This window comes from Streptomyces bicolor (genome assembly GCF_000719285.1).
In the GTDB taxonomy this organism is placed as follows: domain Bacteria; phylum Actinomycetota; class Actinomycetes; order Streptomycetales; family Streptomycetaceae; genus Streptomyces; species Streptomyces bicolor.
Genome location: NZ_JOFS01000001.1, coordinates 253,761 through 278,405, shown reverse-complemented (window position 1 = coordinate 278,405; position 24,645 = coordinate 253,761). Strand labels below are relative to the sequence as shown.

Below are 24,645 nucleotides of genomic sequence, written 5' to 3'. Positions count from 1 at the left end.
GCCGCCCTCATCGCCCCCGTGCGGTTCCACCCCGCCAGAGATGGTGGACGCTCGTCTAGCCCGGCTCGTGGAATGTCACGCGCCCCAGCTGCTCGAGGGTGGTGGGGATCGGTCCGGACACGGCCGCCAACGTCCCCAGCGAGGCGCCGGCCCAGCTCGGTGACGTACGGGGCGTACTGAGGGCCCCGTACGCCGTCGTCGGCGCCATCGTGCGCAACCTCAGCGGCAACTGGCCGCTCTGGGAGCTCTACAGCCAGGAGGGCCTGCTGGTGGCGGTTCAACGTCTCCCTTCGCAGACGTTGAACCGCCAACAGGACCCCCGGGCGCCGCGGACGCATAGTGAGGAGTGGCCGTGCGGCGTCCGTCCGCGCACTTCTGGCCGCTACCAGGCGTCCGTGAGGAGGCCCCCTCATGCCGTACACCCGCATCCAAGGCGAATTCCGGATCGTGGGGACGAGCCCCGACGGGGACACGGTCCGGTTCTACCCGGACGACCCGGCGGTCTGGGACACGATCCCCGGCCCGGTTCCCATTCAGATCCGCGGCCCCGGCGGAGCCAATCTGCGCCTGGAGGGCATCGACGCCCTGGAGACGCACTTCGATCCCCCCTTCGTCGGCGGGGGCGTGCTGCACCAGCCCAAGGCGCAGGCCGAAGGGGCGGCCGCCGAACTGCTGAGCCTCCTCGGGTTCGACCCCGTACAGCGCACTCCGAGCGGGAAGGTCAAGGCCCCCACCAACCCCGCCGCCGTCCGCGGGTACGTCCTGACCCGCGGCGGTGACCGGCTCGGCCGCTGCATCGCCTTCACCGGGCCTGGAGCAGGGCCCGACGCCGATGCCGACGGCAACGTCTTCTTCACGCCGGCCATGCTGCACGAGACCGTCAACCACAAGCTGCTCGCCAAGGGCATCGTCTACCCGACCTTCTACCGGTCCCTCTTCCCCGACCTGCGCAACGACATGACCGCGACCGCGCGCAAGGCCCAGGCCGACGGCGAGGGTCTGTGGCCGCTCGACAAGACTCAGAAGCCCACGGTAGTCGTGGGCCCTCCGGAGGTCAGCAAGGACGTCATCCTGCCCAAGTTCTACCGGCGGCTCGGCGAGTACGTGCTGCTGAACGACGGAGACCCCGACCTCAGCGGTTTCGTGGTGTTCCTGCGTCGCAAGGCCGACACGTTCACCATCCTTTCCACCGGGCACACCAGCACCGGCCTCGACCTCATCATCGAGGTCATCGACAGCAAGGTCCGCTGGACCCACGACATCGAGGACATCGTCTTCGACCCCTGAGCCGGTCTGCCAGTCACCGTCCCGAGCCCCCGGCGGCCCTCAGCCGCGTCGAGTGCGGTGTGGCAGCGGTGGTGGTTGTAGGTGTGCAGGAAGTCTGCCAGGGCGTTGGTGCGTTCGGTGTTGCTGGTGTAGGGCCGCTGGAGGGCCCCTTCGTCGAGGAGGGTGCGGTTGAAGCGTTCGACCTTGCCGTTGGTCTGCGGCCGGTGTGCGTGGGAGAGCTTGCGGCTCGCGCCGACGAGGTGCTCGACGTGGGTGCGCAGCTGGGCCAGTTCGGTGGCGTTGTGGTGCGGAGCTCCAACAGTTTGACGATCTGCCGGCGCAGGCGGACCTCGAAGTCCGGCGTCCCGCCGCCGCGAAGACGCCCCCGCCCCTGCGCCGTGCCCGCCTGCGGGCCGTCCACCGGGTGCTCCCGGCCCTGCTGCTCACCGCCGTCGCCCAGGCCGGACCGTGGCTCGCCCCGCACGCCATCGACGCCCCGGTCACCGCGCCCTACGCGGAACCCGGCGGTGACGCCCCGCTGGGCGGCGACCAGCTGGGGCGCGGTCAGCGCCCTGCGCCCGGCCGTCGGACGGGTCGTCGAACGCACCGCCGACGTGCTGATGCTGCTGCCCGCCGTGCTCGGCATCCTGCTGGTCACCCTGTCCTGGCCGGACGGCGGACGGCTCGCCGTCGTCACCGCATCTGTCGTCCTCGGTGTCCCGTACGCGGTGCGCCTGGTCGCCGGGGCCGCCGCACCCGTGGCGGCCTCCGGGTACGTGGAGGCGGCGGCCGTCGGCGGCGAGTGACTGGGGTACGTCGTGGTCCGGGAGGTACTGCCCCACCTGCGGGCCACCCTGCTGGCGCTGTTCGGGCGGCGCTTCGTCGTCGCCGTCTACCTCGTCGCCACCGCCGGCTTCCTCCAGGTCGGCTCCCAACCTCCTGCAGCCGACTGGGCGTTGATGATCGGAGAGAACTCCCGCGGCATCGTCCTCAACCCCTGGGCCGTCCTCGCACCCAGCATCGCCATCGGCCTGCTCGCAATGAGCGTCAACCTGGCGGCCGCTGCCCACCCGACTGGTACTCCGACAGCCAAGCGGCGGACGCAGAGAGCGGGGGTCCGGGTCGCTCGTCCTGGTCAGCCACGACCTGCGCTTGGTCGCCGACCGCACCGTCCCACCCCGTGACCGCCGCCATGGCCACCGGGACCCTGCTCGGCGGCTGACAGCGTGACCGCGGCCAGGAGAGGGTTCGCCCACGGAGCCCGCCCTCCAACGACTCGGACGAATACCCGGTGACGACCGATAGTTGGCCGCACGGAGCGCCGTAGTCAGACCTCCAACCTGACTCAGAAGAGAGGGGTCCGCCGTAGCGGGCGCGGACGGCTAGCAGCGAGGATGCCCGCCATGGCTACTGACGGAGACCTTGCTCTCGCACGTCCGACGCACTCGACGCCTCTGGTCTTCGGCGCGGGAGCGGCCATCGGCGTGCTGGGCGGAATGATCGGCCTGGGTGGCGCGGAGTTCCGGCTGCCACTGCTGGTCAGCCTGTTCGGGTTCGCGGCACTGTCCGCGGTCATCCTGAACAAGGCGATGAGCCTGGTCGTGGTCCTGGTCGCCCTGCCCACCCGTCTGGCGGCGGCCTCGGCCCACGAGGTGGCCGCGCACTGGCCCGTCGCGGTCAACCTGCTGGCCGGGAGTCTGCTGGGCGCCTGGGCCGGGGCGAGTTGGGCGGTACGCATGCGCAGCTCCACCCTCTACAAGGTTCTTGCGGCGCTGATGGTGCTCATGGCCGCTGCCCTGATGGTCACCCACGCCACCACCCTGGGGACGCTCGCGCTGCCGCTGCGGGCTCAGGTGCCCGGCGGAGTGGTGGCCGGCTTCGGCATCGGGGTGGTCGCCGCGATCATGGGCGTGGCCGGGGGCGAGCTGCTGATCCCGACGATCGTGCTGCTGTTCGGCCAGGACATCAAGACAGCGGGCAGCCTCTCCCTGCTGGTGTCGCTGCCGACCATGCTGGTGGCCTTCGCCCGCTACAGCCGGGACGGCAGCTTCGCGGTGCTGGGCGCCAACCTCCGCTTCACCCTGGTCATGGCCGCGGGCTCGATCGCCGGCGCACTGCTGGGCGGGCTGCTCGTCGGTGTGTTCCCGGACCTGGTACTCATCCCCGCTCTGGTCGTGATCCTGCTCGTTTCCGCGGTCAAGCTCGCCCGTCACGACTGAGTCTCCGGAGCCGGCCTGCTCATCCCTGAGAACGCTGCTGGGCGGCCGACGCGTGTCCCGAGGCGGGGCCGACGGATGTGGAACTCCGCTGCTGTCGCGGGCCGATGAAGGCGGTGGCGGCAGCCGTAGCGAGGACCAGCCATGCCGCGACGCAGAAGGCGTTCCGGGCGCCTGTCAGCGCGGCGCTCCCGTGCGCGTGCGCGCCGGACGCGGCGGTGTGGAAGAAGACGCTGCCGAGCAGGGCGACGCCGAGGGTGCCGCCGAGTTGCTGGACGGCGTTGAGCAGGCCGGCCGCCGATCCGGTCTCGTGCGGGCGGACGTGGTGCAGGACGGTGGTGAAGAACGGCACGGCGTACAGGCCCTGGCCGAGACCGGCCACCGCCAGCGCAGGGAGCAGCGGCCACGGGTAGGCGCCGGGCCGGCCGGTGGCGTACACCACCGCTGCGGCCGCGGCGCCGGCGAGCAGGGCCAGCAGCCCGGCGGACATGACGCGGGCGCCGTACCGCGGTACGAGCCAGGCGCCGGCGGCCCAGGACGACAGGGCCATCGCGACCGATCACGGCAGCAGGGTGAAGCCCGCCGTCAGCGCGTCGCTGTGCGACCCCACTTGCAGCTGCACCGCGATCACCAGCATCAGACCGTTGACCGCGGCGAAGAAGAGCACGGATGCCAGCAGAGCGGCAGGGAAGCCGATTCCGCGGAACAGGCTCGGCTCGACCAGCGTGCTGCGGCCGCGTCGCCCGCCACCGCTGGTGGAGAGCGAAGCAGGCCAGCAGTGCGCCGCCCACGGCCGGCAGCTCAGTTTCGCATTCCTTCGGAATGACGCGGTGTGCGGGCTGGCGAGGCACCGGCTTCGCTGCGTGGTGGCCGGCTTGCAGAGGCGATGTCACCGGCTCAGCCTTCGGTGCCGGCTTGGCTTATGGCTTCCATGGTGGGTCGGGCCTGGTGGTGCGGTGGTCATGGGTGTTCTTTCTCAGGCGGAGCGGCCGGGCTTGATGGGTATGACCAGGGTGGTGAGATCGCCGCGGTCGGCGGAGCGGATCGTGATGGGCTGGTCGTTTCCCCTCAGGTCGAGCATCACGTCGGGGCCGGATCGCGGTGCTCACGGCGGGATAGAGCGTGGTCAGCTCGAAGCAGATCTGGAGGGCCTGCCCCGTCGCGGTTGCCGGGAGCGGGATGTCGGGGTGCTCGTCATCTGCTGACACGATGTCCACTTCCTGGGCGGCAACGTGCAGCGAGATGCGCTCGCCGGGGTGTTCTTCCAGGGCTCGCAGGAACAGTTCCTGGACCGTCACACGGGTGATGACTCGCTCAGTGACGCGAGCATCAGCCGATAGTCGGGGAACTCCTCGAGCAGCAAACGGCAATGCCGGTCCTCCCGGTCGGCCACGCGGAGCCCGATCCCGTGCGGCAGTCGCATCAGCCCGCTGCGGCGGATCTCGGCGACCGCGGCCCGCCTCTCATCGCCGTTGACCGTGCCGGCCCACGTCTGCCTCGGTGGTTCAGTCGGCACCAGGGTTCGGGTGGAGAGCGGGTATCGGTCAGTCGCGGTCAGGGGGACCGCCTCATGACTCGCCTCGATACGCAGGCCAGCAAACACCGGCATGCCGGGCTAGCGTGCGGGCGCGGTCAGGACCTGCTCGACCGCATCCGCCAGCACGGGACCCTTCAGCGCCGTGATCGGAAGACCCGGCACGTTCCCGAGCGCGGACGTGATGACAGCAGCCTTCTGCTGTGCGGCCGCCGCGTCTCCCGCGTCCGGCTTGCTGACCTGCACCCGCAGCAGGGGCCTGCTGCCCTGCCCGGCGCCCCGCTCGTAAGGCTCGATGCGTGGCTCGACAGCTCGCCCGTGGAGTGGGGCCGTTCTTCAAGGGGAACGGTTGTACCAGGCCGACCCGCTGCCAGCACCCGTACACAGGGGCGATCGGTATCGGCGGCGCGAGGTTATGCCGTGTGTTAGTGTCACGCGTTTGCGTGGTCGTCGCGGTGGGCGATTCTGTCTGTTCCGTTCGGCTTGTGCGTGGGCTGTTCAAACCTGCCGGGCCTTCCTCGGTAAGTTCCCTTGCGGAAGGCTGTTCATGAAGCATCCCAAAGACTCCGGCATAGCTCACGGCAGTCCCGCCCAGCCTGGGGCAACGACCCCGGCGCTGCTCCCGGCCGTCACCTTCGCCGGTCTGGAACTGCCGACGGAGGTGCTGCGGACACTGAGCGAACTCGGGGTGCGCGAACCCTTTCCGATCCAGGCCGCCACACTGCCCGATGCCCTGGAGGGGCGCGACATCCTGGGACGCGGGCGCACCGGATCAGGCAAGACGCTCGCTTTCGGCCTGCCGCTGCTCGCACGGACGGCCGGGCGGCGCGCGGAACCGAAGCAGCCCCTTGCTCTGATCCTGGTGCCTACCCGGGAGCTCGCCCAACAGGTCACCCAGGCGCTGGCGCCGTACGCCGAGGCACTGCGGCTGCGGATCGCCACGGTCGTCGGCGGAACGTCGATCGGCCGGCAGGTCGCCGCGCTGCGCCAGGGAGCCGAGGTGGTCGTCGCCACCCCCGGACGCCTGCACGACCTGATCGAGCGCAACGCCTGCCGCCTGGGACGGGTGAGAATCACCGTGCTGGACGAGGCCGACCAGATGTGCGACTTGGGATTCCTGCCGCAGGTTGCCGACGTGCTCGACCAGGTGCACCCCGACGGTCAGCGGATGCTTTTCTCTGCCACTCTCGATCGCGACGTCGATCAACTGGTCCGCCGCTACCTCCACGACCCCGTCGTCCACTCGGTCGACCCGGCCGCGGGCACAGTCACGACGATGGAGCACCACGTTCTGGTCGTCCACGGCCCTGACCGCTACGCCGTCATCACGGAAATCGCCGCCCGCGACGGCCGCGTACTGCTGTTCCTCGACACCAAGCACGCCGTCGACCAGCTCACCCGGCATCTGCGGGCCAGCGGGGTGCAGGCCGGGGCCCTGCACAGCGGCAAGTCCCAGCCACAGCGCACACGGACCCTGGCGCAGTTCAAGAACAGCCAGATCACCGTTCTGGTGGCGACCAATGTCGCGGCCCGTGGCCTGCACGTCGACGACCTCGATCTCGTGGTCAACGTCGACCCGCCCACCGATGCCAAGGACTATGTGCACCGGGCGGGCCGCACCGCCCGCGCCGGTGAGTCCGGCAGCGTGGTCACGCTCGTGCTGGCGGGCCAGCGCCGCGAGACGAGCCGCATGATGGCCGGGGCCGGCATCGAGCCGACCGTCACCAAGGTGCGCTCGGGCGAGGCGGAGCTGAGCCGGATCACCGGCGCCAAGACTCCCTCCGGGATCCCGCTCGACGGCGAGCCCGCCGTCCCCCGACCCAAGAACACCAACGCTCCCTTCCGCGGCCTCGGCACCAGCAAGGGCACCTCCCGCGGCGCCGGCGGCAAGTCCCGAAAGGCGGGCGAGGCCCGCAAGCTCGCCGAGGCCCGCAGGGCCGCCCTCGTGCGTCGCAACGGCTGAGAGCCGTTGCCCTGGCAGCCTGGCCAGGGGATCGACAACCCTCGGCCCGGCCCGAAGCCGTCCTGTGTGCCTCACCTACGAAGTCAACGCCTTTGGCCGCGAGAGGGATGCCCGCCGAAACGGAGCAGGATGATGTTGCCGGCGCCTCGCACTGCGCCCGGCATGACAAGCTGTGCTTGCCCACCCCCCCCGAACCCAGGAGGTCACCATGACCGCAGAGCCCGTATCCACGGAAGGTTCGGAGCCGGCTGCCCCGGAGACGTCCCCTCTGGAGCCGGACAGCGACGGCAACTACGACCTCAAGCGCAAGTTCCGCGAAGCCCTGGCGCGCAAGCGCGGTGCGCAGGCGGATGGCGCTGATATTGCCGCCAAGTCCGATGCGTCGAAGGTGCGTTCGGCGCACGGCCCGGCTGCGAGCCAGCGGTCGTTCAGGCGCAAGAGCGGCGGCTGAGTCGATGAGTCCCGCGATCTAACCGCTTCACCGGCACTCGCGCTATCCACTCGCGCGTCCCGTGCAGTGGCCCGCGACGTGCGCATGCCCGTGCGCGCGTCGCGGGCGGGGCGTAGCCGGGGACTCGCCTGGGGGAATGGCCCAGATGCGGTTGGCTCGGTCGGTGGCGCGCCGAACTGGAATTCCGGGATGAGGGCACTGCCTTGTCCGAGGTACGCGGCGGGTGTCGCGCGCCTTGCGTGCCCCTGTACCGCTGTGAAAATCGACTGCGGTTGTCCGGGGTGACGGTAGACATCCGCGTGGCAAGGACATTCGTTCCCCGTCCTGCTCGAGCGCGGCGACAGGGCCGTCGCTCGCAACACCGACTCCCTCGCGGATCTGCCGGTTTGCCCACGGCGAGGCGATCCGCCTCGTCGAGCCCGGCGGCTTCGCCACCGTCCGGTCCGGGCGTGCTCGACCTCGATGCTCGCGGGGCCGCCACCGGAACCGCGGACCGTGCTGCCGGGTGCGGCTCAGGCGTCGATGATGACGGGGATGATGAGAGGCTTGCGGCGATAGGTGCGGAACGCCCAGTTCGCCACGGCGCGGGCGACGAGTTGTTCGAGTTGGCGCGCGTCCCCGACGCCTTCCTCGGCCGCGGTGGCCAGGGTCTTCTCGATGACGGGGATGACCGGCTCGAAGGTGGTGTCGTCGTGGACGAAGCCCCGCGCCAGGAAGTCGGGGGCCTCGGCGAGGGCGCCGGTGTCCGCGTCGACGATCGCCACCACCGTGACGACGCCTTCGGCGGCGAGGGTGAGGCGGTCCTTGAGCGACGCTTCGGTGGCGCCGCCGACTTCCATGCCGTCCACGTAGACGTTGCCGGCGGGGACCTTGCCGGTGATGGACGCCCGCCCATCGACCAGGTCGACGACGACGCCGTCCTCGGCGATGACGACCCGTTCGGGGGCGACACCGGTACGGATGGCGAGGTCGCCGTTGGCCCGCAGATGGCGCCATTCGCCGTGCACGGGCATGACGTTGCGGGGCTTGACGATGTTGTAGCAGTAGACGAGTTCGCCGGCGCTGGCGTGCCCGGAGACGTGCACCTTGGCGTTGCCCTTGTGGACCACGTGGGCGCCCCACCGGGTGAGTCCGTTGATCACCCGGTAGATGGCGTTCTCGTTGCCGGGGATCAGGGAACTGGCGAGCAGGACGGTGTCGCCCTTGCCGATGCGGATCATGTGGTCGCGGTTGGCCATCCGTGACAGCGCGGCCATCGGTTCGCCCTGGGAGCCGGTGCACACCAGAGTGATCTTGTGGTCCGGGAGCTTCTCCAGCTCCTTCGTGCTCACGACCAGACCGGAGGGGACCTTCAGATAGCCCAGGTCACGGGCGATGCCCATGTTGCGGACCATAGACCGGCCGACGAAGGCGACCTTGCGGCCGTGCTGGTGGGCGGCGTCTAGGACCTGCTGGATGCGATGCACGTGGCTGGCGAAGCTGGAGACGATGACCCGGCGCGGCGCGGTGCGCATCACCTGCTCGATCGCCGGGTTCAGCTCACGCTCGGAGGTGGTGAAGCCGGGTACTTCGGCGTTGGTGGAGTCGGTGAGGAACAGGTCCACGCCCTCCTCACCGAGGCGGGCGAAGGCGCGCAGATCTGTGATGCGGTCGTCGAGAGGGAACTGGTCCATCTTGAAGTCGCCGGTGTGCAGCACCATCCCGGCCCGGGTGCGGATCGCGACCGCGAGGCTGTCGGGGATGGAGTGGTTGACCGCCACGAACTCGCAGTCGAAGGGCCCGAAGCCACGCCGGTCGCCCTCCCGCACCCGCACCGTGCGCGGCCGGATCCCGTGTTCCTTGAGCTTGGCCTCCAGGAACGCCAGCGTCAGCTTGGAGCCGACGACGGGAATGTCGGACCGCTCGCGCAGCAGGTACGGCACGCCGCCGATGTGGTCCTCGTGGCCGTGGGTGAGGACCACGGCCACGATGTCGTCCAGCCGGTCCCGGATCGAGGTGAAGTCCGGCAGGATCACGTCCACGCCGGGCTGGGTCTCCTCGGGGAACAGCACGCCGCAGTCGACGATGAGCAGCTTGCCCGCGTGCTCGAAGACGGTCATGTTGCGGCCGATCTCACCCAGGCCGCCCAGGGCGATGACCCGCAGCCCTCCTTCGGGAAGGGGCGGGGCGGCTTTCAGCTCGGGGTGCGGATGACTCATACCCTGACGGTACCCGGAGAGCGGACAGGGTGATCCATTGCCTGTGCGATCTCCTTTTCCCTACGGAGCTGGGCACCCGCAGCGTGCCTCGGCACGATCGGATCACGCCGGCGACCGGGGACAGGGAGCTGTGAAAGCGGTACCACCTTCCGTGGCCGAACCGTTCGCCCGGTGCTGGAGAAGATCTCGTGCACCCTGTCGTGTTTTCCGGCGTTCGCTGCCTCCCGGCGGGCCTCGGCACTGGTCCACTCGCAGTAGTCGAGACTCGGGTGTCCTCGGCGCTCGTGGTGCCCCATCGAACTCGACGACGAGGTCGCGCGGGGGCGGCTCGTCCGTGGTCTCGAGCCGGTTCCGGGAAGTCGAAGGTGACGTCGTGTGGGGAGGGGCCGGTCACGCATGATCGGTGGGACCCACCCGGAGAACAGTCGGCGGCGGGGAGAGACCATGCCTCGCCGCAGCCTTGTGCAGAAGAAGGGCGCGAAACTGCTTGATCACCATCGACCGAGCCTCACGGGCGATCCAGCCCTTCGTTCCGGGCCGGATGCTGGCGCGTTTTCGCTAGCGGCTTCCGTCATACCGTTATAGCGTTGTGACCAGCAGTCGTGGTTCCGAAGTTCCGTTCGCCCGTGATCGCCTCACGGGCGTTCTTGCTGTTCAGCGCCTCTCCGGACCAGGGCGATCACCTCCCGGTCGCGCAGGGTGCGTGCCCGGTTTTCCCTCAAAGGAGACAGTCATGGCCAAGGGCACAGTGAAGTGGTTCAACAGCGAGAAGGGCTTCGGCTTCATCGAGCAGGAGGGCGGCGGCCCCGACGTCTTCGCCCACTACTCCAACATCGCCAGCCAGGGCTACCGCGAGCTGCAGGAGGGCCAGAAGGTCGAGTTCGACGTCACGCAGGGCCAGAAGGGCCCGCAGGCTGAGAACATCCGCCCCGCCTGATCGCGCCCCGCTAAGGGGGCCCGGCATCCCGGCTTCGGGACGCCGGGCCCTTACCGTCGCACGACGGTTCATCAGACCCGGAGCGCTTCAGTTCCGCACCTGCGCGCGCCTCAGCCCGCGCGACGGCGAAGGCGATGAGGACGCCGTGGCCCAGGCCACCCACATCACCCTGAGCCTGCTGGCCCAGCGCATCGAGCAGCTCACCCGGCAGATCGATGAGCTGAATCAGCGCCTGACCCGGCTCGTCGAACGCCACGCCCCGCAACTGCTCACACCATTGGGCATCAGCCCGGACAGCGCCGTCACTCTCCTGAGCACCATGGGAGACAACCCCGAGCGGCTGAGCACCGAGGCGTCTTTCGCCGCTCTGTGCGGAGTCAGTCCCATCGAGTACTCCTCGGGGCGACGGAGCTCGCGTCGGCTCAACCACGGTGGCGACCGCCAGGCGAACGCCGCCCTGCACCGCATCGTCTTCACCCGGCTGCGCCACGACCCGCGCACCCAGGCGCACTACGAACGCCGACCCAGGAGGGCAAGACCCGGCGTGAGAGCATCCGATGCCTCAAGCGATATGCCGCCCGAGAGGTCTTCACCTGGTCAGGACGGCGTCCAGCGCCCCCTCGTTATAGGGGCGTCCGTGATACGTGAGAGGGTCTGAGGCGTGAGTGAGACACCGTCGAACACCCTGCAATACCGCTTTGACGGGCCAGAAGAGGCTCCCGTCCTGATCCTGGGTCCCTCCCTGGGTACCACATGGCACATGTGGGACCGGCAGGTCCCTGAGCTCGCCCAGCAGTGGCGTGTCTTCCGGTTCGACCTGCCGGGGCACGGCGGCGCGCCCGCGTACCCGGCGGGCTCGGTCGGTGGTCTCGCCGAGCGGCTGATGGCCACCCTCGACGGCCTCGGCGTGCAGCGCTTCGGCTTCGCCGGCTGCGCCTTCGGCGGCGCCCTCGGCATCGAACTCGCCCTTCGCCACCCGGACCGCGTCGCCTCGCTCGCCCTGATCGCCGCCTCGCCCCGCTTCGGCACGGCCGACGAGTTCCGGCAGCGGGGTGTGATCGTGCGCACGAACGGCCTCGACCCCATCGCCCGCACCTCGCCGGACCGCTGGTTCACCTCCGGCTTCGCCGCCGCCCAGCCGGCGATCACCGAGTGGGCGGTGCAGATGGTGCGCACCACCGACCCCGGCTGCTACATCGCCGCCTGCGAGGCACTCGCCGCCTTCGACGTACGGTCACGACTCTCCGGTGTCACCGTGCCCACGCTGGTCCTCGTCGGCTCGGACGACCAGGTCACCGGCCCCGCCGAGGCCCGCACGCTGGTCGCCGGGATACCGGACGCACGTCTTGCCGTCGTCCCCGGCGCCTCCCACCTCGTCCCGGTCGAGCAGCCCGCGGCCGTCACCGACCTGCTGGTGCGGCACTTCTCCACCGCCTGGCAGCCGGCCTACGACTCCACCACCGGCCAGATGGCCATCGTCGCGGCCCCCGCCAAGCCGGTCCTGGCGGCCGCGCCTCCCCAGCCGGCGCCCGTCGCCGAGATAGCCCCGGCCGCCGTACCGCCGCAGCCGGCGGGACGACCGGACCCGTACGACGCCGGGATCAAGGTCCGTCGTGAGGTGCTCGGCGACGCGCACGTCGACCGGGCGCTGGCGCAGGCGGACGAGTTCTCGGGGGACTTCCAGGAGTTCATCACCCGGTACGCGTGGGGCGAGATCTGGGACAGACCCGGTCTCGACCGGCGCTCGCGCAGCTGCGTCACCCTCACCGCCCTGGTCGCGGGCGGTCACATGGACGAACTCGCCTTCCACGTCCGTGCCGCCCTGCGCAACGGCCTCACCCCGGGCGAGATCAAGGAAGTGCTGCTGCAGGCGGCCGTGTACTGCGGCGTACCGGCGGCGAACAGCGCCTTCAAGGTGGCGCAGCAGGTCATACGCGAGGAGACCACCCCGCAGGAGTGAGCGGCCGCGGCGGCGGGCATCCGCGGGTGTGAGCATCCACGACGGTGAGCACCCGCCGGTGCGAGCGTCCGCCATGGCCGCGCGCCAGGATGGACCCATGAAGCTCACGAAGAAGTCGCACGCCTGCGTCCGGCTCGAAAAGGACGGACGGACGCTCGTCCTCGACCCCGGGGGATTCAGCGAGGAGGACGCCGCGCTCGGCGCGGATGCGATCCTCGTCACACACGAGCACCCCGACCACTTCGACGAACTCCGCCTGCGCGCGGCCATGGAGGCCAACCCGGCCGCCGAGATCTGGACCCTGACGTCGGTCGCGGAGAAGATCGCGTCGGCCTTCCCGGGCCGCGTGCACACCGTCGGCCACGGCGACACCTTCACCGCGGCCGGCTTCGACGTCCAGGTCCACGGCGAACTGCACGCCGTGATCCACCCGGACATCCCGCGCATCACCAACGTCGGCTACCTCGTCGACGGCGGCCGCGTCTTCCACCCGGGCGACGCCCTCACCGTTCCCGACCACCCGGTGGAGACGCTGATGCTGCCGGTCATGGCCCCCTGGAACAAGATCTCGGAGGTCATCGACTACGTCCGCGAGGTCAAGCCGCAGCGCGCCTACGACATCCACGACGCCCTGCTCACCGATCTTGCCCGGCCGATCTACGACCGTCAGATCGGCGGCCTCGGCGGCGCGGAGCACCTGCGCCTGACGCCGGGGGACTCTGCGCGGGTGTGAGCGGTCCCACCCCGGGCGGGGCCGGGTTGTCAGTCCCGCCCGGTAGGTTGTCAGGCATGCGCATCGCGACCTGGAACGTGAACTCGATCACCGCCCGCCTGCCGAGGCTCCTGGCCTGGCTGGAGAGCAGCGGCACCGACGTGCTGTGCCTCCAAGAGGCCAAGGTCGCCGAGGACCAGTTCCCGATCGACCCGCTGCGCGACCTCGGCTACGAGGCGGCGGTCAACGCCACCGGGCGGTGGAACGGCGTGGCGGTGCTCTCCCGCGTCGGCCTCAAGGACGTCGTCAAGGGTGTGCCCGGCGATCCCGGCTACGACGGCGTGGTGGAGCCCCGCGCCATCTCCGCGACCTGCGGCCCGGTCCGCGTCTGGTCGGTCTACGTGCCCAACGGCCGTGAGGTGGACCACCCCCACTACGCCTACAAGCTCCAGTGGTTCGAGGCCCTCAAGGCGGCTGTCGCGGGCGACGCGGGCGGCAGCCGCCCGTTCGCGGTGATGGGCGACTACAACGTGGCCCCGACGGACGACGACGTCTACGACGTGACCGCCTTCGAGGGCCTCACCCACGTCACCCCCGCAGAGCGCGCCGCCCTCGCCTCCCTGCGCGAGTCGGGCCTGTCCGATGTGGTCCCGCGCCCCCTCAAGTACGAGCACCCGTTCACGTACTGGGACTACCGCCAGCTCTGCTTCCCCAAGAACCGCGGCATGCGCATCGACCTGGTGTACGGCAACGAGGCGTTCTCCAAGGCGGTCACCGACGCCTACGTGGACCGCGAGGAGCGCAAGGGCAAGGGCGCGTCGGACCATGCGCCGGTCGTGGTCGACCTGGACGTGTAGGAAGGGCCGGCCCCGACGGGTCAGGGCACCAGCGCCTGGAGATCCACCGAATCGGCCAGCGCAGCCAGCCCCGCGTCCCCCGGATGCAGATGATCCCCACTGTCGTACTCGGGAAGCATCCGGGAGGGCCGCGCCGGATCCCGAACCACGGCATCGAAGTCGAGCACGCCGTCGAACACCCCGGCACCCCGGATCCACGCGTTCACCGCGGAGCGCTCGGCGTCAACGGCCGCCGTACAACGCGCCTCCCCCTCGCACGGCAGGATCGTCGCCACCAGCATCCGCAGCCCCCGTGCGTGCCCCCGGTCGGCGATCTCCCGCAGCCCCGCGATGACCTGCTCGGCCGTGGTCTGCCACCGCACGTCGTTGATGCCCTGGAACACCACCGCCGTACGCGCGGACGTCTGGGCCAGGACATCCCGGTCGAACCGGTACAGGGCGCTGACACCGGCGGTGTCGGTCGACACCCCGTCACCGGGATAGCGGTCGCTGACCACGCGGTTGCCGGAGATCCCCTGGTTGAGCACCCCGTAGTGCGGGACCTCGGTCTGCTTCAGCAGCCGGGTGGCCAGCACGTTGGGCCAGCGTCGGTTGGCGTCCACCGTGGACTTGTCGCCGTCCGTGATCGAGTCCCCCAGCAGCACCACGGACCCGGTCCCACCGCCCACGTCGACGCCGGTCAGCAGCGGCCAGCTGGTCAGGACCGTGCCGTACGGCGTCGCCGAGCCGTCCGCCGTATGGTCGCCCGGCCCGCTCACATACGACCGTTGCTGCGCGAGCCGGTGCACCGGTGCCGCCGGCACTGTCCCCGGCAGATGGAAGCTGACCAGCAGATTGGTGTCCGCGGGCGCGTCGAAGTCGAGGGGATCGCTGTACGCCTGCGCCCCTGCCGGGATCACGACGCCCGTCGCGCCCCCGAAGGTCACCGCGGCCGGCCTGCCACGCGCCGCCGCGCCCGTCCGCTGCACCGCCACGGTGGCGCTTCCGATCCGCACCGGCGCCGCCGCGAAGGTGTTGTCGAACCGCAGCCGTACCCGCGGCCCGCCCGCCGAGGTGTGCACGACCAGCCGCAACGTCCGGTCGGTCCACGGCCCCACGGTCGGATAGCCGCCCGTCGCGGCCGCCCAACTCCCCGTCCAGCCCGGAGCGGGGGAGCGTACGGCGAGCGCGAACACATGCAGCCCCATCGCGTGCGGCAGCCGTACCGAGGCGACCTGGCGTCCCGGCGAGAGCGGCACGGTCATGACGTACAGGCGTGCGCGCTCGGCGAGTTGACCGGTGGGCGTGTTGATGTGCGGCAGGGCGACCGCCTTGGTGGCGAGCGGGCCGGTGCGCCAGTCGGGGGCGGTCAGACGGTAGCCGGACCAGGTGCCGTCGGTGTACCGCACCGTCCCGGTTCCGCCGACGTCGGTGCCGTCGGTGCCGGCCACCAGGAACGCGAGCGCGTCGCCGCGGCCGCGCACCCGCACCTCCTGGCCGTCGGCCCGGACGTTGTCCGCCTCGCCCGGCTGCCGCTTCGGCCAGGTCAGCCGGGCGCCCTGCACGGTGAGCGCACGCCCGGGTGTCCAGCCCGCCGCCGAGAGATCCTGCGCCGACAGGGAGGCGCCCGACCCGTCGAAGTTCCCCTCCGAGGGCCGGGCGTCGTCACTGACCGCCATGTTGTCGAAGAGCCGCTCCAGCGGGAGCGGCGCGGCTCTGCGCTCGGGGGCCGCCTGTGCGGAGACCCCCGGCACCAGGGCCGCGAAGAGAGCGAGGACGACCGTGGACCCCCACACACATCGGCGCAACTCCGACTCCTCCCGTTCACGACCGCTCAGGACTACGTATGACTGCTCATGACAAGTTGGGACGAGACCCTCAGTCGGGACGCAAGACGCACCGAGAAGTTAGAGAGGCACCCGTGACCCGTCAACGAGCCATGCCCGAAGTCGGCGTGAACTCGACCGGAATCGACGGCCCGCGCGCCTGTGGTGCGTTCGGCAGTACGAATGACACGCTTGACGTATGAAGATCCCTTTTCTGGGCCACCGGCCCGAGAAGCGCGGGGCCCCCGACCCCGAGGGCATCGCCGAACTGCTCTCCGAGTGCGAACTCCTGCGTTCCCACGCGTCCCGGGCGGGGATCCAACTCGACGACACCGCGGCCTCGTTGGAGGCGCTCGACCAGTTGCTGCCGCGCTGGCGGGACGACGAGGAGATTCTGCCCTGGCTGGGCAATGACGCCGGGCTGTATCTCGGCACCGTCATCGTGCGTACCGTGCCCGGGGCCGCCTGGGAGATCTGGCCGGACGGTCAGCCGGTCGTCCGGCTGTCCTCCGGCCGTGAGTTCGATGTCGTGTCCTCGGGGCGGGAGTGGGCCGTGAACGGGGTGCCGGAGCTGTCGCAGCTGTACGCGGAAGTCGCGGAGGCGTGAGGCGCCGGCCCGTGCGCTGAGGCGAAGGGTGTACGGCGAGATAAGGGCGCCGTAAATACGGCTTATGTCCGAAAAGTGCGTGTCGCCTCTCCAGTGGGTGCCGACCCGGATAGTTTGCGGCGACCGCTATACGGCAGAACGCGACTGGGGGCTGAGCATGGTCGGCGTCATCATCGACCGCACCGGAATCCTCCCCGCGTCGGACCTCGACTACGATGTTCCGTCCGTCCCCAAGGCCGTGGCGTTCGCCTCGGCCGCGACCAGGGACGCTGCTGCCGGGTGGGGATCCCCCCACGGCCCCTGGGTCCAGGGGCGGCAGGGGGCAGCAGTCATAGAGCCATACCCGTCCGGCGCCGGCCGGAGATCACTGTTCGCGCAGTGGAATCGACACGTATGACGGGTCGTTCGCCGGCGAGGAGAAGGTCAGCCGCGCGCCGGACGGGTTGTGCTCGATGTAGAGCGGGTCGACGGTGTCGACGACCAGGGCGAGCCGGTGCCCCGCCGGGACGTCGTAGGCCGTGGAGTACAGCTCCAGGTCGACGCTGAACGGCTTTCCGGGCGTACGCCCGTGGAAGGTGTACGGCGCGGTGCTCACCAGCTTGCCGAGGCCGAGCGGGCCGACGTCGTAGAGGTAGGCGACGAGGGTGCCGCTCTCCTTCGTCGGGGTGACGGTGGTGTGCAACTTCGCCGTGCCGCGCACGCGTTGGGCCGTGGCGTACTTCTCCGACTGCCATACGCCCGCCCAGAGCCGGGGGATCAGCGGGATCGAGGCCACCGGGGGCAGTTGGGCCACCTGGTCGAGGATGCTGGACAGGAAGACGACCCCGCCGTCAGCGCCCGAGTTGACGTTCGTGTGGATGGTGGTCGTGCCGGCGAGGGCGATCTTCTTGTTCGTCGCACCGACCGACTTCCAGTCCGGGTAGCCCTCGTAGCCGCCCGTGGAGCGGGACTTGAGCCGCACGGGCAGTTCGCGGTTGATGCCGTTGTCCGAACCCTTGAGGTAGTGGTCGAACCAGCGGTGGGTGTCCGTCCAGACGTCGTTGGGCAGGCCGAACAGTCCGGTCATCTCGGCGGTGGCGTGGTCGCCGGGCCGGAATTCCAGTCGCTTCGGGCCGGTCAGCTTCTCGTAGAGGTCCGCGGACTGGTTGGGCGGGAAGATCGTGTCGCCCCATGCGTTGGCCATCATGACCGCGGCGCCGTTCTTGTTCAGTTGGTCCACGTATGAAGCGACCGAACGTTTCTTCCCCCAATTGATCATGTCCTGTTCCTTGGACAGGTTGGAGGCGTAGAAGTCGTCGAAGATCTGCCGGACTTCGGCGCTCTGGCGGCCGGTGACGAGGCTCGCGCCGTCCAGCACTGCCGCCGCCTGGACGTGCTGGGTGCGGCCGGAGTAGATCGAGTCGATGAGGTCGGCCCAGCCGCTGAGGGCGGCGACCGCCCTGACGCGTTTGTCGTGCGCGGCGGTCAGCAGACTGATGCCGGCGCCGTACGAGACGCCCGCCATGCCGATGTGCTGCGCGTCGGCCGGGGTGTTGGCGAGCGCCCAGTCGATGACCCTGGACGCGTCGGCTATGTCGGGCGGGCCCGCCACTTCTATCTCGCCGCCCGACTGCCAGAAGCCGCGCACGTTGTAACTGACCACCACATAGCCCGAGTCCGCGAGCTTCTGGGCCTGCGCGAAGTACTCGACCTGGGGCAGGCCCCAGCTCGTGGGCAGCACGAGCAGCGGGTAGCGGCGCGTGCCGTCGGCGCCGGCCGGGGTGATGACGTTCGCCTTGAGGGTGGTGCCGCCGTCGCCGGTGATGTCGACGAAGCGGACGTCGTTCGTGGCCGCCTGGGCGGCGGGGGCGAGCCCGAGGGCGCTACCGGCGATCAGAGTCGCGGAGACGGCGCCCACGGCGGTCGTACGCAGGGCCTTGCGAGGATGTCCCACGGGTCACTCCCTACTCGTGTCAGTACAAAGTGACCGAACGGTAACCGGGGTCCCTTACCGCAAGTAACCCGTGGGTAAGTTACGTGGCAGTAACGATTACTGGAATGTAACGGACCTCAGGAGGCGCGGTGAGAATTGCGCGGAGCCGCTGGTGTCGGCAGGGGTGCCTGCGCCGCCCGTGTCACGTCCGCCACCAGCTCCACCACATCCGGGCCGTACGCCTGCGAGTTGACCACCTTCAGCAGCAGGACGAAGGAGTTGTTGCCGTGCTTGCGGGACAGCCGCTCGTGGTTGCGGGCGAGGTAGCGGGTGGCGGCCTGGTTGGTGATCGAGGTCTGCCCGCAGAAGAGGAAGACGGGCCGGGTGCCCTGGCTCTCACCGACGGTGAGCCGGGCGATCAGCGCGTACTCCTCCTTGCCGACCTCCACCCGGTAGCGCTCGGAGCCGACCTGGAAGGCGCCCCGGTCCGGGCTGGGGTCGGCGTCGACGTTCACCCGTACCCCGGGCAGCAGCGAGGCCAGGTGGGCCATCATGCGGCGGTTCGACGCCGGGCCGCCGACACAGAACTCGGTGCGTTCGCCGAAGCCCTGGCGTGCCGCGTCGTGCGGGACGATCTGGGCGTGGGCGTTGCAGTCCTTGATCAGGGCGGCGAGTTCGAGCAGTGCGAACACGTCGTACCGCATCACCGTCAGCTCGGGCCCGCCGGCGCCGCGGTTGACCACCAGCAAGGACTCCGCGTTGTCGGGCAGCCCGAAGAACGCCTGCTTGCGGCGGAGCTTGCGCTTCCACAGGTAGGTGCGGGCAAGCCAGCCGAGCGCGGCACTGATGCCGGCCGCGACCACGCCCAGGACGATGTTGCGCACGTCGTCATTCATGGGCGCGCATGGTAGCGGGCGAACGCAAACCGTTGTTCGAGACAGGTCTCCGTGCGCTCCTGACGAGGGCATGGCGATCGAATAGGCTGCGCCAACAGCCCTTGACTGGAGGTGCGGATGCGTCGCTCTGTCGCGCGGAAACTGTCGGTCCTGGCGGTCTCGGTCGCCGTGGTGTCGGTGGGAGCGGCGGCGCCCCCCGGCGCACAGAGCAGCCCCGCCGAGAAGGTCCCCGTGGCCGTCGGCTACGGCGGTGCGGTCGCCAGCGTCGACCCGGACGCCTCGGCAGCGGGCATCGAGGTCCTGCGCAAGGGCGGCAACGCGGTCGACGCCGCCGTGGCCACGGCCGCCGCGCTCGGCGTCACCGAGCCCTACTCCGCCGGCATCGGCGGAGGCGGCTACTTCGTCTACTACGACGCCAGGTCCCGTACGGTGCAGACCATCGACGGCCGCGAGACCGCGCCGCTGACCGCCGACGACCAGCTCTTCGTGGAGAACGGCACGGCCATCCCGTTCGCCGAGGCCGTCAGCAGCGGCCTGAGCGTCGGGACCCCGGGCACGCCCGCCACCTGGCAGAAGGCACTGGACAAGTGGGGGAGCAAGGGGCTCGGCACCCTGCTCAAGCCCGCCGAGCGGCTCGCCAGGGACGGCTTCACCGTCGACGACACCTTCCGCTCACAGACCGCCGCCAACGAGACCCGGTTCCGCTACTTCCCGGACACCGCGAAGCTGTTCCTGCCGAACGGCGCGCTCCCCGTCGTGGGCTCCACCTTCAAGAACCCCGATCTCGCCCGCACCTACGCCGAGTTGGCGAGGAACGGCGTCGGCGCGCTCTACCGGGGTGACATCGCCGAGGACATCGTCGACACGGTCAACCACCCGCCCGTGGACCCGGGTTCCGGCTGGAACGCCCGCCCCGGCGACCTCTCCGCCAAGGACCTGTCCGGCTACCGCACCAAGCTCCAGGCGCCCACCAGGACCTCGTACCGCGGTCTCGGCGTCTACTCCATGGCGCCCTCCTCCTCCGGCGGCACGACGGTCGGCGAGGCCCTCAACATCCTGGAGAACACGGACCTGTCGAAGGCGAGCGAGGTCCAGTACCTGCACCGCTACATCGAGGCCAGCCGCATCGCGTTCGCCGACCGCGGGCGCTGGGTCGGGGACCCCGCCTTCGAGGACGTACCGACGAAGGAGCTGCTGTCGCAGCGGTACGCCGACTCGCGGGAGTGCCTGATCAAGGACGACGCGGTGCTGACGAGCCCCGTCGCGCCGGGCGACCCGCGCGACCCGGCGGCCTGCGACGCGAGGGGCACGGCGGCTCCGACCACGTACGAGGGCGACAGTACGACCCACCTCACGGTGGCCGACAAGTGGGGCAACGTCGTCTCGTACACCCTGACCATCGAGCAGACCGGCGGCAGCGGCATCACCGTCCCGGGCCGTGGCTTCATCCTCAACAACGAGCTGACGGACTTCTCCTTCACCCCGGCGAGCCCGGCCGTCCACGACCCGAACCTGCCGGGCCCGGGCAAGCGGCCGCGCTCCTCGATGTCCCCGACCATCGTGCTCGACCGGCACGACAAGCCCGTCGTGGCGCTCGGCTCGCCCGGTGGCGCCACCATCATCACCACGGTGCTCCAGACGCTGACCGGGTTCCTCGACCGCGGTCTGCCGCTGGTCGACGCGATCGCCGCGCCCCGCGCCAGCCAGCGCAACCAGACCACCACCGAACTCGAACCGGGCCTGTGGAACAGCCCGTTGAAGGACCGGCTGGCGGCGATCGGGCACGGCTTCCGGCAGAACCCCGAGATCGGCGCGGCCACCGGCGTGCAGCGACTGCCGAACGGGAAGTGGCTGGCCGCCGCCGAGAAGGCACGGCGGGGCGGCGGCTCGGCGATGGTGGTGCGGCCCGCGTCGTAGCGCCGCACCATCTGGGGCTCAGAGTTCAGGGGCGGGCGGCAGGTCCTCCGTGCGGAAGGCGAGCCGTCCGTCCTCCACGTCCACCGTCACCCGGCCGCCCTCGCCGATCCGGCCGTCCAGGAGGAGCCGGGAGAGCTGGTTGTCGACCTCCTTCTGGATGGTGCGGCGCAGCGGGCGGGCGCCGTACTCGGGCTGGTAGCCGCGTTCGGAGAGCCAGTCGACGGCCGCGCCGGTGAAGTCGACCGCGACGCCCTGGGCGTGCAGCAGACGGCGGGTCTTGTCGAGGAGCAGGTTGGTGATCCGTTCCAGCTGGTCGGGGGTCAGGGTGCGGAAGACCACGATCTCGTCGATGCGGTTGAGGAACTCGGGCCGGAAGTGATCGCGCAGCGGCCGCAGGATCCGCTCGCGCCGTGCCTCCTCGTCGGCCTCCGAGTCGCCCGCGCCGAACCCGATCCCGGAGCCGCCCCGGGTGATCGCCTCGGAGCCCAGGTTGCTGGTCATCACGATGACCGTGTTGGTGAAGTCGACGGTCCGGCCCTGGGCGTCGGTCAGCCGGCCGTCGTCCAGGACCTGCAGCAGGATGTTGAAGACGTCCGGGTGGGCCTTCTCGACCTCGTCGAGCAGGAGCAGCGAGTACGGGTGCCGGCGCACGACCTCGGTGAGCTGACCGGCCTCCTCGTGGCCGACATAGCCGGGCGGGGCGCCGACCAGGCGGCTGACGGTGTGCCGTTCCTGGTACTCGCTCATGTCCAGGCGGACCATGCGCTCCTCGCTGCCGAACAGGGCCTCGGCCAGCGCCCGGGCCAGCTCGGTCTTGCCGACGCCGGTCGGGCCGAGGAAGAAGAAGCTGCCGATCGGCCGGTCCGGGGCGGCGAGTCCGGCCCGGGAGCGCATGACGGCCTCCGAGACCACGCGCACCGCCTCGTCCTGGCCGACGACCCGCTCGTGCAGATGCTCCTCCAGGCCCAGCAGCCGCTCCTTCTCCTCCTGCGTGAGGCTGCTCACCGGGATGCCGGTCTGCCGGGAGACGACCTCCGCGATGGCCTCGGTGGTGACCTCCAGGTGCATGCCCTCGTCGATCTCCTCGTCGCCGGACGAGTCCGCGATGCGCTGCTTCAACTCCACGATGCGGTCGCGCAGTTGCGTCGCCTGCTCGTACTGCTCGTCGGCGACCGCCTGGTCCTTGTCCCGGCTCAGCTGCTCCACCTCGCGCTCCATGGTCCGTACGTCCGTGCCCTTGGTCCGCGCGCGCAGCCGTACCCGGGCGCCCGCCTGGTCGATCAGGTCGATGGCCTTGTCCGGCAGGCGGCGGTCGGTGAGATAGCGGTCGGACAGCTCGACGGCGGCCACGAGCGCCTCGTCGGTGTAGCGGACCTGGTGGTGCGCCTCGTAGCGGTCGCGCAGGCCGCGCAGGATCTCGATCGCGTCGGCGGAGGTCGGCTCGGGGACGAGGATCGGCTGGAAGCGGCGGGAGAGTGCCGCGTCCTTCTCGATCCTGCGGTACTCCTCCAGGGTGGTCGCGCCGACGATGTGCAGCTCGCCGCGCGCGAGGGCGGGCTTGAGGATGTTCCCGGCGTCCATGGACCCGCCCTCGCCGCCGCCTCCGGCGCCCACGACGGTGTGCAACTCGTCGATGAAGACGATCAGTTGGTCGGAGTGCGAGCGGATCTCGCCCACGATGTTGTTGAGCCGCTCCTCGAAGTCGCCGCGGTAGCGGGTGCCCGCGACCACCCCGGTCAGATCCAGGGCGACCACCCGTCGGCCGCTCAGCACGTCGGGCACGTCGACGTCGGCGATCCGCTGCGCCAGGCCCTCCACGATCGCGGTCTTGCCGACGCCCGCGTCGCCGATCAGCACCGGGTTGTTCTTGCCGCGCCGGGAGAGCACCTCGATGGTCTGCTCGATCTCCTCGTCCCGGCCGATCACCGGGTCGATACGGCCCCTGCGGGCGAGGTCGGTGAGATCGCGGCCGTACTTGTCGAGGGTGGGCGTCCCGCTGTCGACGCGGGGCCGCTGGTCGGCGCCCGGCCGGGTCGGGGCGGTGTCCGGAGCCTCGGGCGGCAGGCCGGAGGGGGCGAAGCGGGCCGCGTTGAGGATGTGCCCCGCGGCCGAGTCGGGGTTCGCGGCGAGGGCGCTGAGCACGTGCTCCGGGCCGATGTAACCGGCGCCCCGCGCGCGGGCCAGGTCGTGCGCGTCCAGCAGGGCGCGCTTGGCGGCCGGGGTGAGGGAGAGCGACGTCGGCGGCGGGGCCTCGCCCGGCGGATGCTGGACCGGGCCCGTGCGCTCGTCGATCTCCGTCGCCAGCGAGTCGGGATCCGCGCCGGCCCGGCTGAGCAGACTCCGGGTCGGCTCGGCGGACAGCGCGGCGCGCAGCAGGTGCTGGGTGTCCAGGTCACGGCTGCCGTGCTCGGCGGCGTACTGGGCGGCGCCGCGCACCAGCTCCCGGGCCGGCTGACTGAGCAGACGGCCGATGTCGATCTGCCGGGGGCCGGGGCGCGGTCCGCCGAAGAAGCGGGCGAGGAACTCTCCGAAGGGGTCGTAGTCTTCCGGACCACCACTGAAGCCGCTGGTCATGGCGTTCCCATCCGGCGTCCCTGCGCGGGCAGGGTCGCCCTCGCTGATCGACGTGCCGAGGCCGGGTAACCGGGTTCGGCCACGCTCATGCCACGATGGCACGTTCTGGCTCAGGGGGCATGTGCAGGAACACACGGGCTTCCGGCGCTGCCCGCTGCTTGCGGGCGGTCCGAGGCGCGTTGCGGGGCCCGCTCGGAGGCGTACGCCTCAGCCGTGGGACCGAGGGCCGTCGTGGTCCGTCGACGGCCCGCCGGGGCGCGGCATCTGGCTCGTAGACAAGGGGTAGGGGGCCGGCCACAGCAGCCGGACGGCCAGCTCCCGCGGAGCGGGGTCGATGCCTAGCACGGCGGCGAGCGTGTCGGCGCGGGTGGCGGCCACCCGTACGCCGTCGATCTCCGCGTGGAAGACCAGCCGCAGGCCCGAGGCGGTGCCCTGCACCCGGACCTGTCCGTCGAGGGCGGCGACGAGGTGGAAGCTGCCGGGGAGGGAGCGGGCCGGCGCGTCGAGCTCCGTCAGGTTCCTCAGCCGTGCGGCCGTACGCCGCAGTTGCACGGCCTCGACGGGGCAGCAGCCGATGACGGCGAGGGCGGCGTTCCCGGCGCTCGCGGTGACGATCTCGTCGTCGTGCCAGTGGCCGACCAGCCAGGGCCGGCCCGACGCGTGTGCGAGGGCCCGGCCACCGGGGCGGGCGAAGGAGCGGGCCACGGCGGCCGCGTCCGCAAGGTCTGGGAAGACCGCGAAGTGCGCGTCGCCGGGGCCCGTCCCCGCACTTTCGTGCAGTTCAGTCATGACGTCGGGTCAGTGCCGTCGCCCGTCAGTTCTTGCTGAAGATCAGCCGGT

The 24,645-nt window shown here is 70.7% G+C and carries 20 protein-coding genes and 3 pseudogenes; 12 read left to right on the top strand and 11 right to left on the bottom strand.

Going from position 1 to position 24,645, the window contains the following annotated elements:
* Positions 1–55 precede the first annotated feature (55 nt).
* Positions 56–208, bottom strand: a complete 153-nt coding sequence (locus IF78_RS48225) for a hypothetical protein (RefSeq protein WP_158751240.1) — start codon at positions 206–208, stop codon at positions 56–58.
* Between the two features lie 203 nt (positions 209–411).
* On the opposite strand from IF78_RS48225, the gene IF78_RS0101235 reads away from it, so the two are divergent.
* Positions 412–1,287 (top strand): hypothetical protein, encoded by an 876-nt coding sequence (locus tag IF78_RS0101235; RefSeq protein WP_031475579.1) that lies wholly within the window; start codon positions 412–414, stop codon positions 1,285–1,287.
* A 47-nt stretch (positions 1,288–1,334) separates the two neighbouring features.
* Here IF78_RS0101235 and IF78_RS45560 read toward each other — a convergent pair.
* A pseudogene (locus IF78_RS45560) lies at positions 1,335–1,520 on the bottom strand (integrase core domain-containing protein); the annotation flags it as partial.
* A 137-nt stretch (positions 1,521–1,657) separates the two neighbouring features.
* Here IF78_RS45560 and IF78_RS43225 point away from each other — a divergent pair.
* Positions 1,658–2,333, top strand: a pseudogene (locus IF78_RS43225) (ABC transporter permease subunit); the annotation flags it as partial.
* Between the two features lie 336 nt (positions 2,334–2,669).
* A complete protein-coding gene (locus IF78_RS0101225) occupies positions 2,670–3,485 on the top strand; it encodes a sulfite exporter TauE/SafE family protein (protein ID WP_031475581.1) in 816 nt (271 codons plus the stop codon).
* 19 nt (positions 3,486–3,504) lie between these two features.
* On the opposite strand, the gene IF78_RS45555 is transcribed toward IF78_RS0101225, so the two are convergent.
* From IF78_RS45555 to IF78_RS49360, 3 genes are all read right to left on the bottom strand, one after another.
* On the bottom strand, positions 3,505–4,032 hold the full coding sequence (locus tag IF78_RS45555) for an MFS transporter (protein WP_051827438.1): 528 nt from the start codon (positions 4,030–4,032) through the stop codon (positions 3,505–3,507).
* Positions 4,033–4,776: 744 nt separating this feature from the next.
* On the bottom strand, positions 4,777–4,998 hold the full coding sequence (locus tag IF78_RS49365; protein ID WP_234439682.1) for a hypothetical protein: 222 nt from the start codon (positions 4,996–4,998) through the stop codon (positions 4,777–4,779).
* A gap of 99 nt (positions 4,999–5,097) precedes the next feature.
* Complete coding sequence (locus IF78_RS49360) at positions 5,098–5,262, bottom strand: hypothetical protein (protein ID WP_234439683.1); 165 nt, start codon at positions 5,260–5,262, stop codon at positions 5,098–5,100.
* Positions 5,263–5,563: 301 nt separating this feature from the next.
* Here IF78_RS49360 and IF78_RS0101210 point away from each other — a divergent pair, with 301 nt between their 5' ends.
* Positions 5,564–6,979: a DEAD/DEAH box helicase gene (locus tag IF78_RS0101210; RefSeq protein ID WP_031475583.1), complete on the top strand. Its 1,416-nt coding sequence runs from the start codon at positions 5,564–5,566 to the stop codon at positions 6,977–6,979.
* Between the two features lie 208 nt (positions 6,980–7,187).
* The gene (locus IF78_RS0101205) at positions 7,188–7,430 is read left to right on the top strand and encodes a DUF5302 domain-containing protein (RefSeq protein WP_031475585.1); all 243 of its coding nucleotides are present in this window, start codon (positions 7,188–7,190) and stop codon (positions 7,428–7,430) included.
* 512 nt (positions 7,431–7,942) lie between these two features.
* On the opposite strand, the gene IF78_RS0101200 is transcribed toward IF78_RS0101205, so the two are convergent.
* Positions 7,943–9,628 (bottom strand): ribonuclease J, encoded by a 1,686-nt coding sequence (locus IF78_RS0101200; RefSeq protein WP_031475587.1) that lies wholly within the window; start codon positions 9,626–9,628, stop codon positions 7,943–7,945.
* 733 nt (positions 9,629–10,361) lie between these two features.
* Between IF78_RS0101200 and IF78_RS0101190 the strand changes: the two genes are divergently transcribed.
* The 5 genes from IF78_RS0101190 (at position 10,362) to IF78_RS0101170 (ending at position 14,094) form a co-directional block, all read left to right on the top strand.
* Positions 10,362–10,565, top strand: a complete 204-nt coding sequence (locus IF78_RS0101190; protein WP_014670069.1) for a cold-shock protein — start codon at positions 10,362–10,364, stop codon at positions 10,563–10,565.
* Positions 10,566–10,710: 145 nt separating this feature from the next.
* Positions 10,711–11,223, top strand: a complete 513-nt coding sequence (locus tag IF78_RS43210) for a transposase (protein ID WP_234439684.1) — start codon at positions 10,711–10,713, stop codon at positions 11,221–11,223.
* 3 nt (positions 11,224–11,226) lie between these two features.
* Entirely contained in the window at positions 11,227–12,525 is a 1,299-nt protein-coding gene (gene pcaDC, locus IF78_RS0101180) for a bifunctional 3-oxoadipate enol-lactonase/4-carboxymuconolactone decarboxylase PcaDC (protein WP_031475590.1), read from the top strand.
* A gap of 97 nt (positions 12,526–12,622) precedes the next feature.
* Positions 12,623–13,258: an MBL fold metallo-hydrolase gene (locus IF78_RS0101175; protein ID WP_031475592.1), complete on the top strand. Its 636-nt coding sequence runs from the start codon at positions 12,623–12,625 to the stop codon at positions 13,256–13,258.
* A 56-nt stretch (positions 13,259–13,314) separates the two neighbouring features.
* Positions 13,315–14,094 carry an exodeoxyribonuclease III gene (locus tag IF78_RS0101170; RefSeq protein ID WP_031475594.1) on the top strand — a complete coding sequence of 260 codons (780 nt, stop codon included), beginning with the start codon at positions 13,315–13,317 and terminating at the stop codon, positions 14,092–14,094.
* 20 nt (positions 14,095–14,114) lie between these two features.
* Here IF78_RS0101170 and IF78_RS0101165 read toward each other — a convergent pair whose 3' ends face one another.
* On the bottom strand, positions 14,115–15,881 hold the full coding sequence (locus IF78_RS0101165; RefSeq protein ID WP_037639375.1) for an SGNH/GDSL hydrolase family protein: 1,767 nt from the start codon (positions 15,879–15,881) through the stop codon (positions 14,115–14,117).
* Between the two features lie 217 nt (positions 15,882–16,098).
* Here IF78_RS0101165 and IF78_RS0101160 point away from each other — a divergent pair, with 217 nt between their 5' ends.
* Positions 16,099–16,506: a DUF6278 family protein gene (locus IF78_RS0101160; protein WP_031475598.1), complete on the top strand. Its 408-nt coding sequence runs from the start codon at positions 16,099–16,101 to the stop codon at positions 16,504–16,506.
* A 364-nt stretch (positions 16,507–16,870) separates the two neighbouring features.
* Here IF78_RS0101160 and IF78_RS0101155 read toward each other — a convergent pair whose 3' ends face one another.
* A complete protein-coding gene (locus tag IF78_RS0101155) occupies positions 16,871–18,439 on the bottom strand; it encodes a CocE/NonD family hydrolase (RefSeq protein ID WP_031475600.1) in 1,569 nt (522 codons plus the stop codon).
* A 116-nt stretch (positions 18,440–18,555) separates the two neighbouring features.
* On the bottom strand, positions 18,556–19,314 hold the full coding sequence (locus IF78_RS0101150) for a hypothetical protein (protein ID WP_031475602.1): 759 nt from the start codon (positions 19,312–19,314) through the stop codon (positions 18,556–18,558).
* 117 nt (positions 19,315–19,431) lie between these two features.
* On the opposite strand from IF78_RS0101150, the gene ggt reads away from it, so the two are divergent.
* Positions 19,432–21,231 carry a gamma-glutamyltransferase gene (ggt, locus tag IF78_RS0101145; protein WP_031475604.1) on the top strand — a complete coding sequence of 600 codons (1,800 nt, stop codon included), beginning with the start codon at positions 19,432–19,434 and terminating at the stop codon, positions 21,229–21,231.
* An 18-nt stretch (positions 21,232–21,249) separates the two neighbouring features.
* On the opposite strand, the gene IF78_RS0101140 is transcribed toward ggt, so the two are convergent.
* On the bottom strand, positions 21,250–23,805 hold the full coding sequence (locus tag IF78_RS0101140) for an ATP-dependent Clp protease ATP-binding subunit (protein ID WP_031475606.1): 2,556 nt from the start codon (positions 23,803–23,805) through the stop codon (positions 21,250–21,252).
* A 255-nt stretch (positions 23,806–24,060) separates the two neighbouring features.
* Positions 24,061–24,594 (bottom strand): annotated as a pseudogene (locus tag IF78_RS48220) (lasso peptide isopeptide bond-forming cyclase); the annotation flags it as partial.
* Between the last annotated feature and the right edge of the window lie 51 nt (positions 24,595–24,645).

Excerpts from the sequence above, each read along its gene's own strand:
- IF78_RS48225 (WP_158751240.1), bottom strand. The coding sequence starts at position 208 with ATGGCGCCGACGACGGCGTACGGGGCCCTCAGTACGCCCCGTACGTCA.
- IF78_RS0101235 (WP_031475579.1), top strand. The coding sequence starts at position 412 with ATGCCGTACACCCGCATCCAAGGCGAATTCCGGATCGTGGGGACGAGC.
- IF78_RS0101225 (WP_031475581.1), top strand. The coding sequence starts at position 2,670 with ATGGCTACTGACGGAGACCTTGCTCTCGCACGTCCGACGCACTCGACG.
- IF78_RS45555 (WP_051827438.1), bottom strand. The coding sequence starts at position 4,032 with ATGGCCCTGTCGTCCTGGGCCGCCGGCGCCTGGCTCGTACCGCGGTAC.
- IF78_RS0101210 (WP_031475583.1), top strand. The coding sequence starts at position 5,564 with ATGAAGCATCCCAAAGACTCCGGCATAGCTCACGGCAGTCCCGCCCAG.
- IF78_RS0101205 (WP_031475585.1), top strand. The coding sequence starts at position 7,188 with ATGACCGCAGAGCCCGTATCCACGGAAGGTTCGGAGCCGGCTGCCCCG.
- IF78_RS0101200 (WP_031475587.1), bottom strand. The coding sequence starts at position 9,628 with ATGAGTCATCCGCACCCCGAGCTGAAAGCCGCCCCGCCCCTTCCCGAA.
- IF78_RS0101190 (WP_014670069.1), top strand. The coding sequence starts at position 10,362 with ATGGCCAAGGGCACAGTGAAGTGGTTCAACAGCGAGAAGGGCTTCGGC.
- IF78_RS0101175 (WP_031475592.1), top strand. The coding sequence starts at position 12,623 with ATGAAGCTCACGAAGAAGTCGCACGCCTGCGTCCGGCTCGAAAAGGAC.
- IF78_RS0101170 (WP_031475594.1), top strand. The coding sequence starts at position 13,315 with ATGCGCATCGCGACCTGGAACGTGAACTCGATCACCGCCCGCCTGCCG.
- IF78_RS0101160 (WP_031475598.1), top strand. The coding sequence starts at position 16,099 with ATGAAGATCCCTTTTCTGGGCCACCGGCCCGAGAAGCGCGGGGCCCCC.
- IF78_RS0101150 (WP_031475602.1), bottom strand. The coding sequence starts at position 19,314 with ATGAATGACGACGTGCGCAACATCGTCCTGGGCGTGGTCGCGGCCGGC.
- ggt (WP_031475604.1), top strand. The coding sequence starts at position 19,432 with ATGCGTCGCTCTGTCGCGCGGAAACTGTCGGTCCTGGCGGTCTCGGTC.
- IF78_RS0101140 (WP_031475606.1), bottom strand. The coding sequence starts at position 23,805 with ATGACCAGCGGCTTCAGTGGTGGTCCGGAAGACTACGACCCCTTCGGA.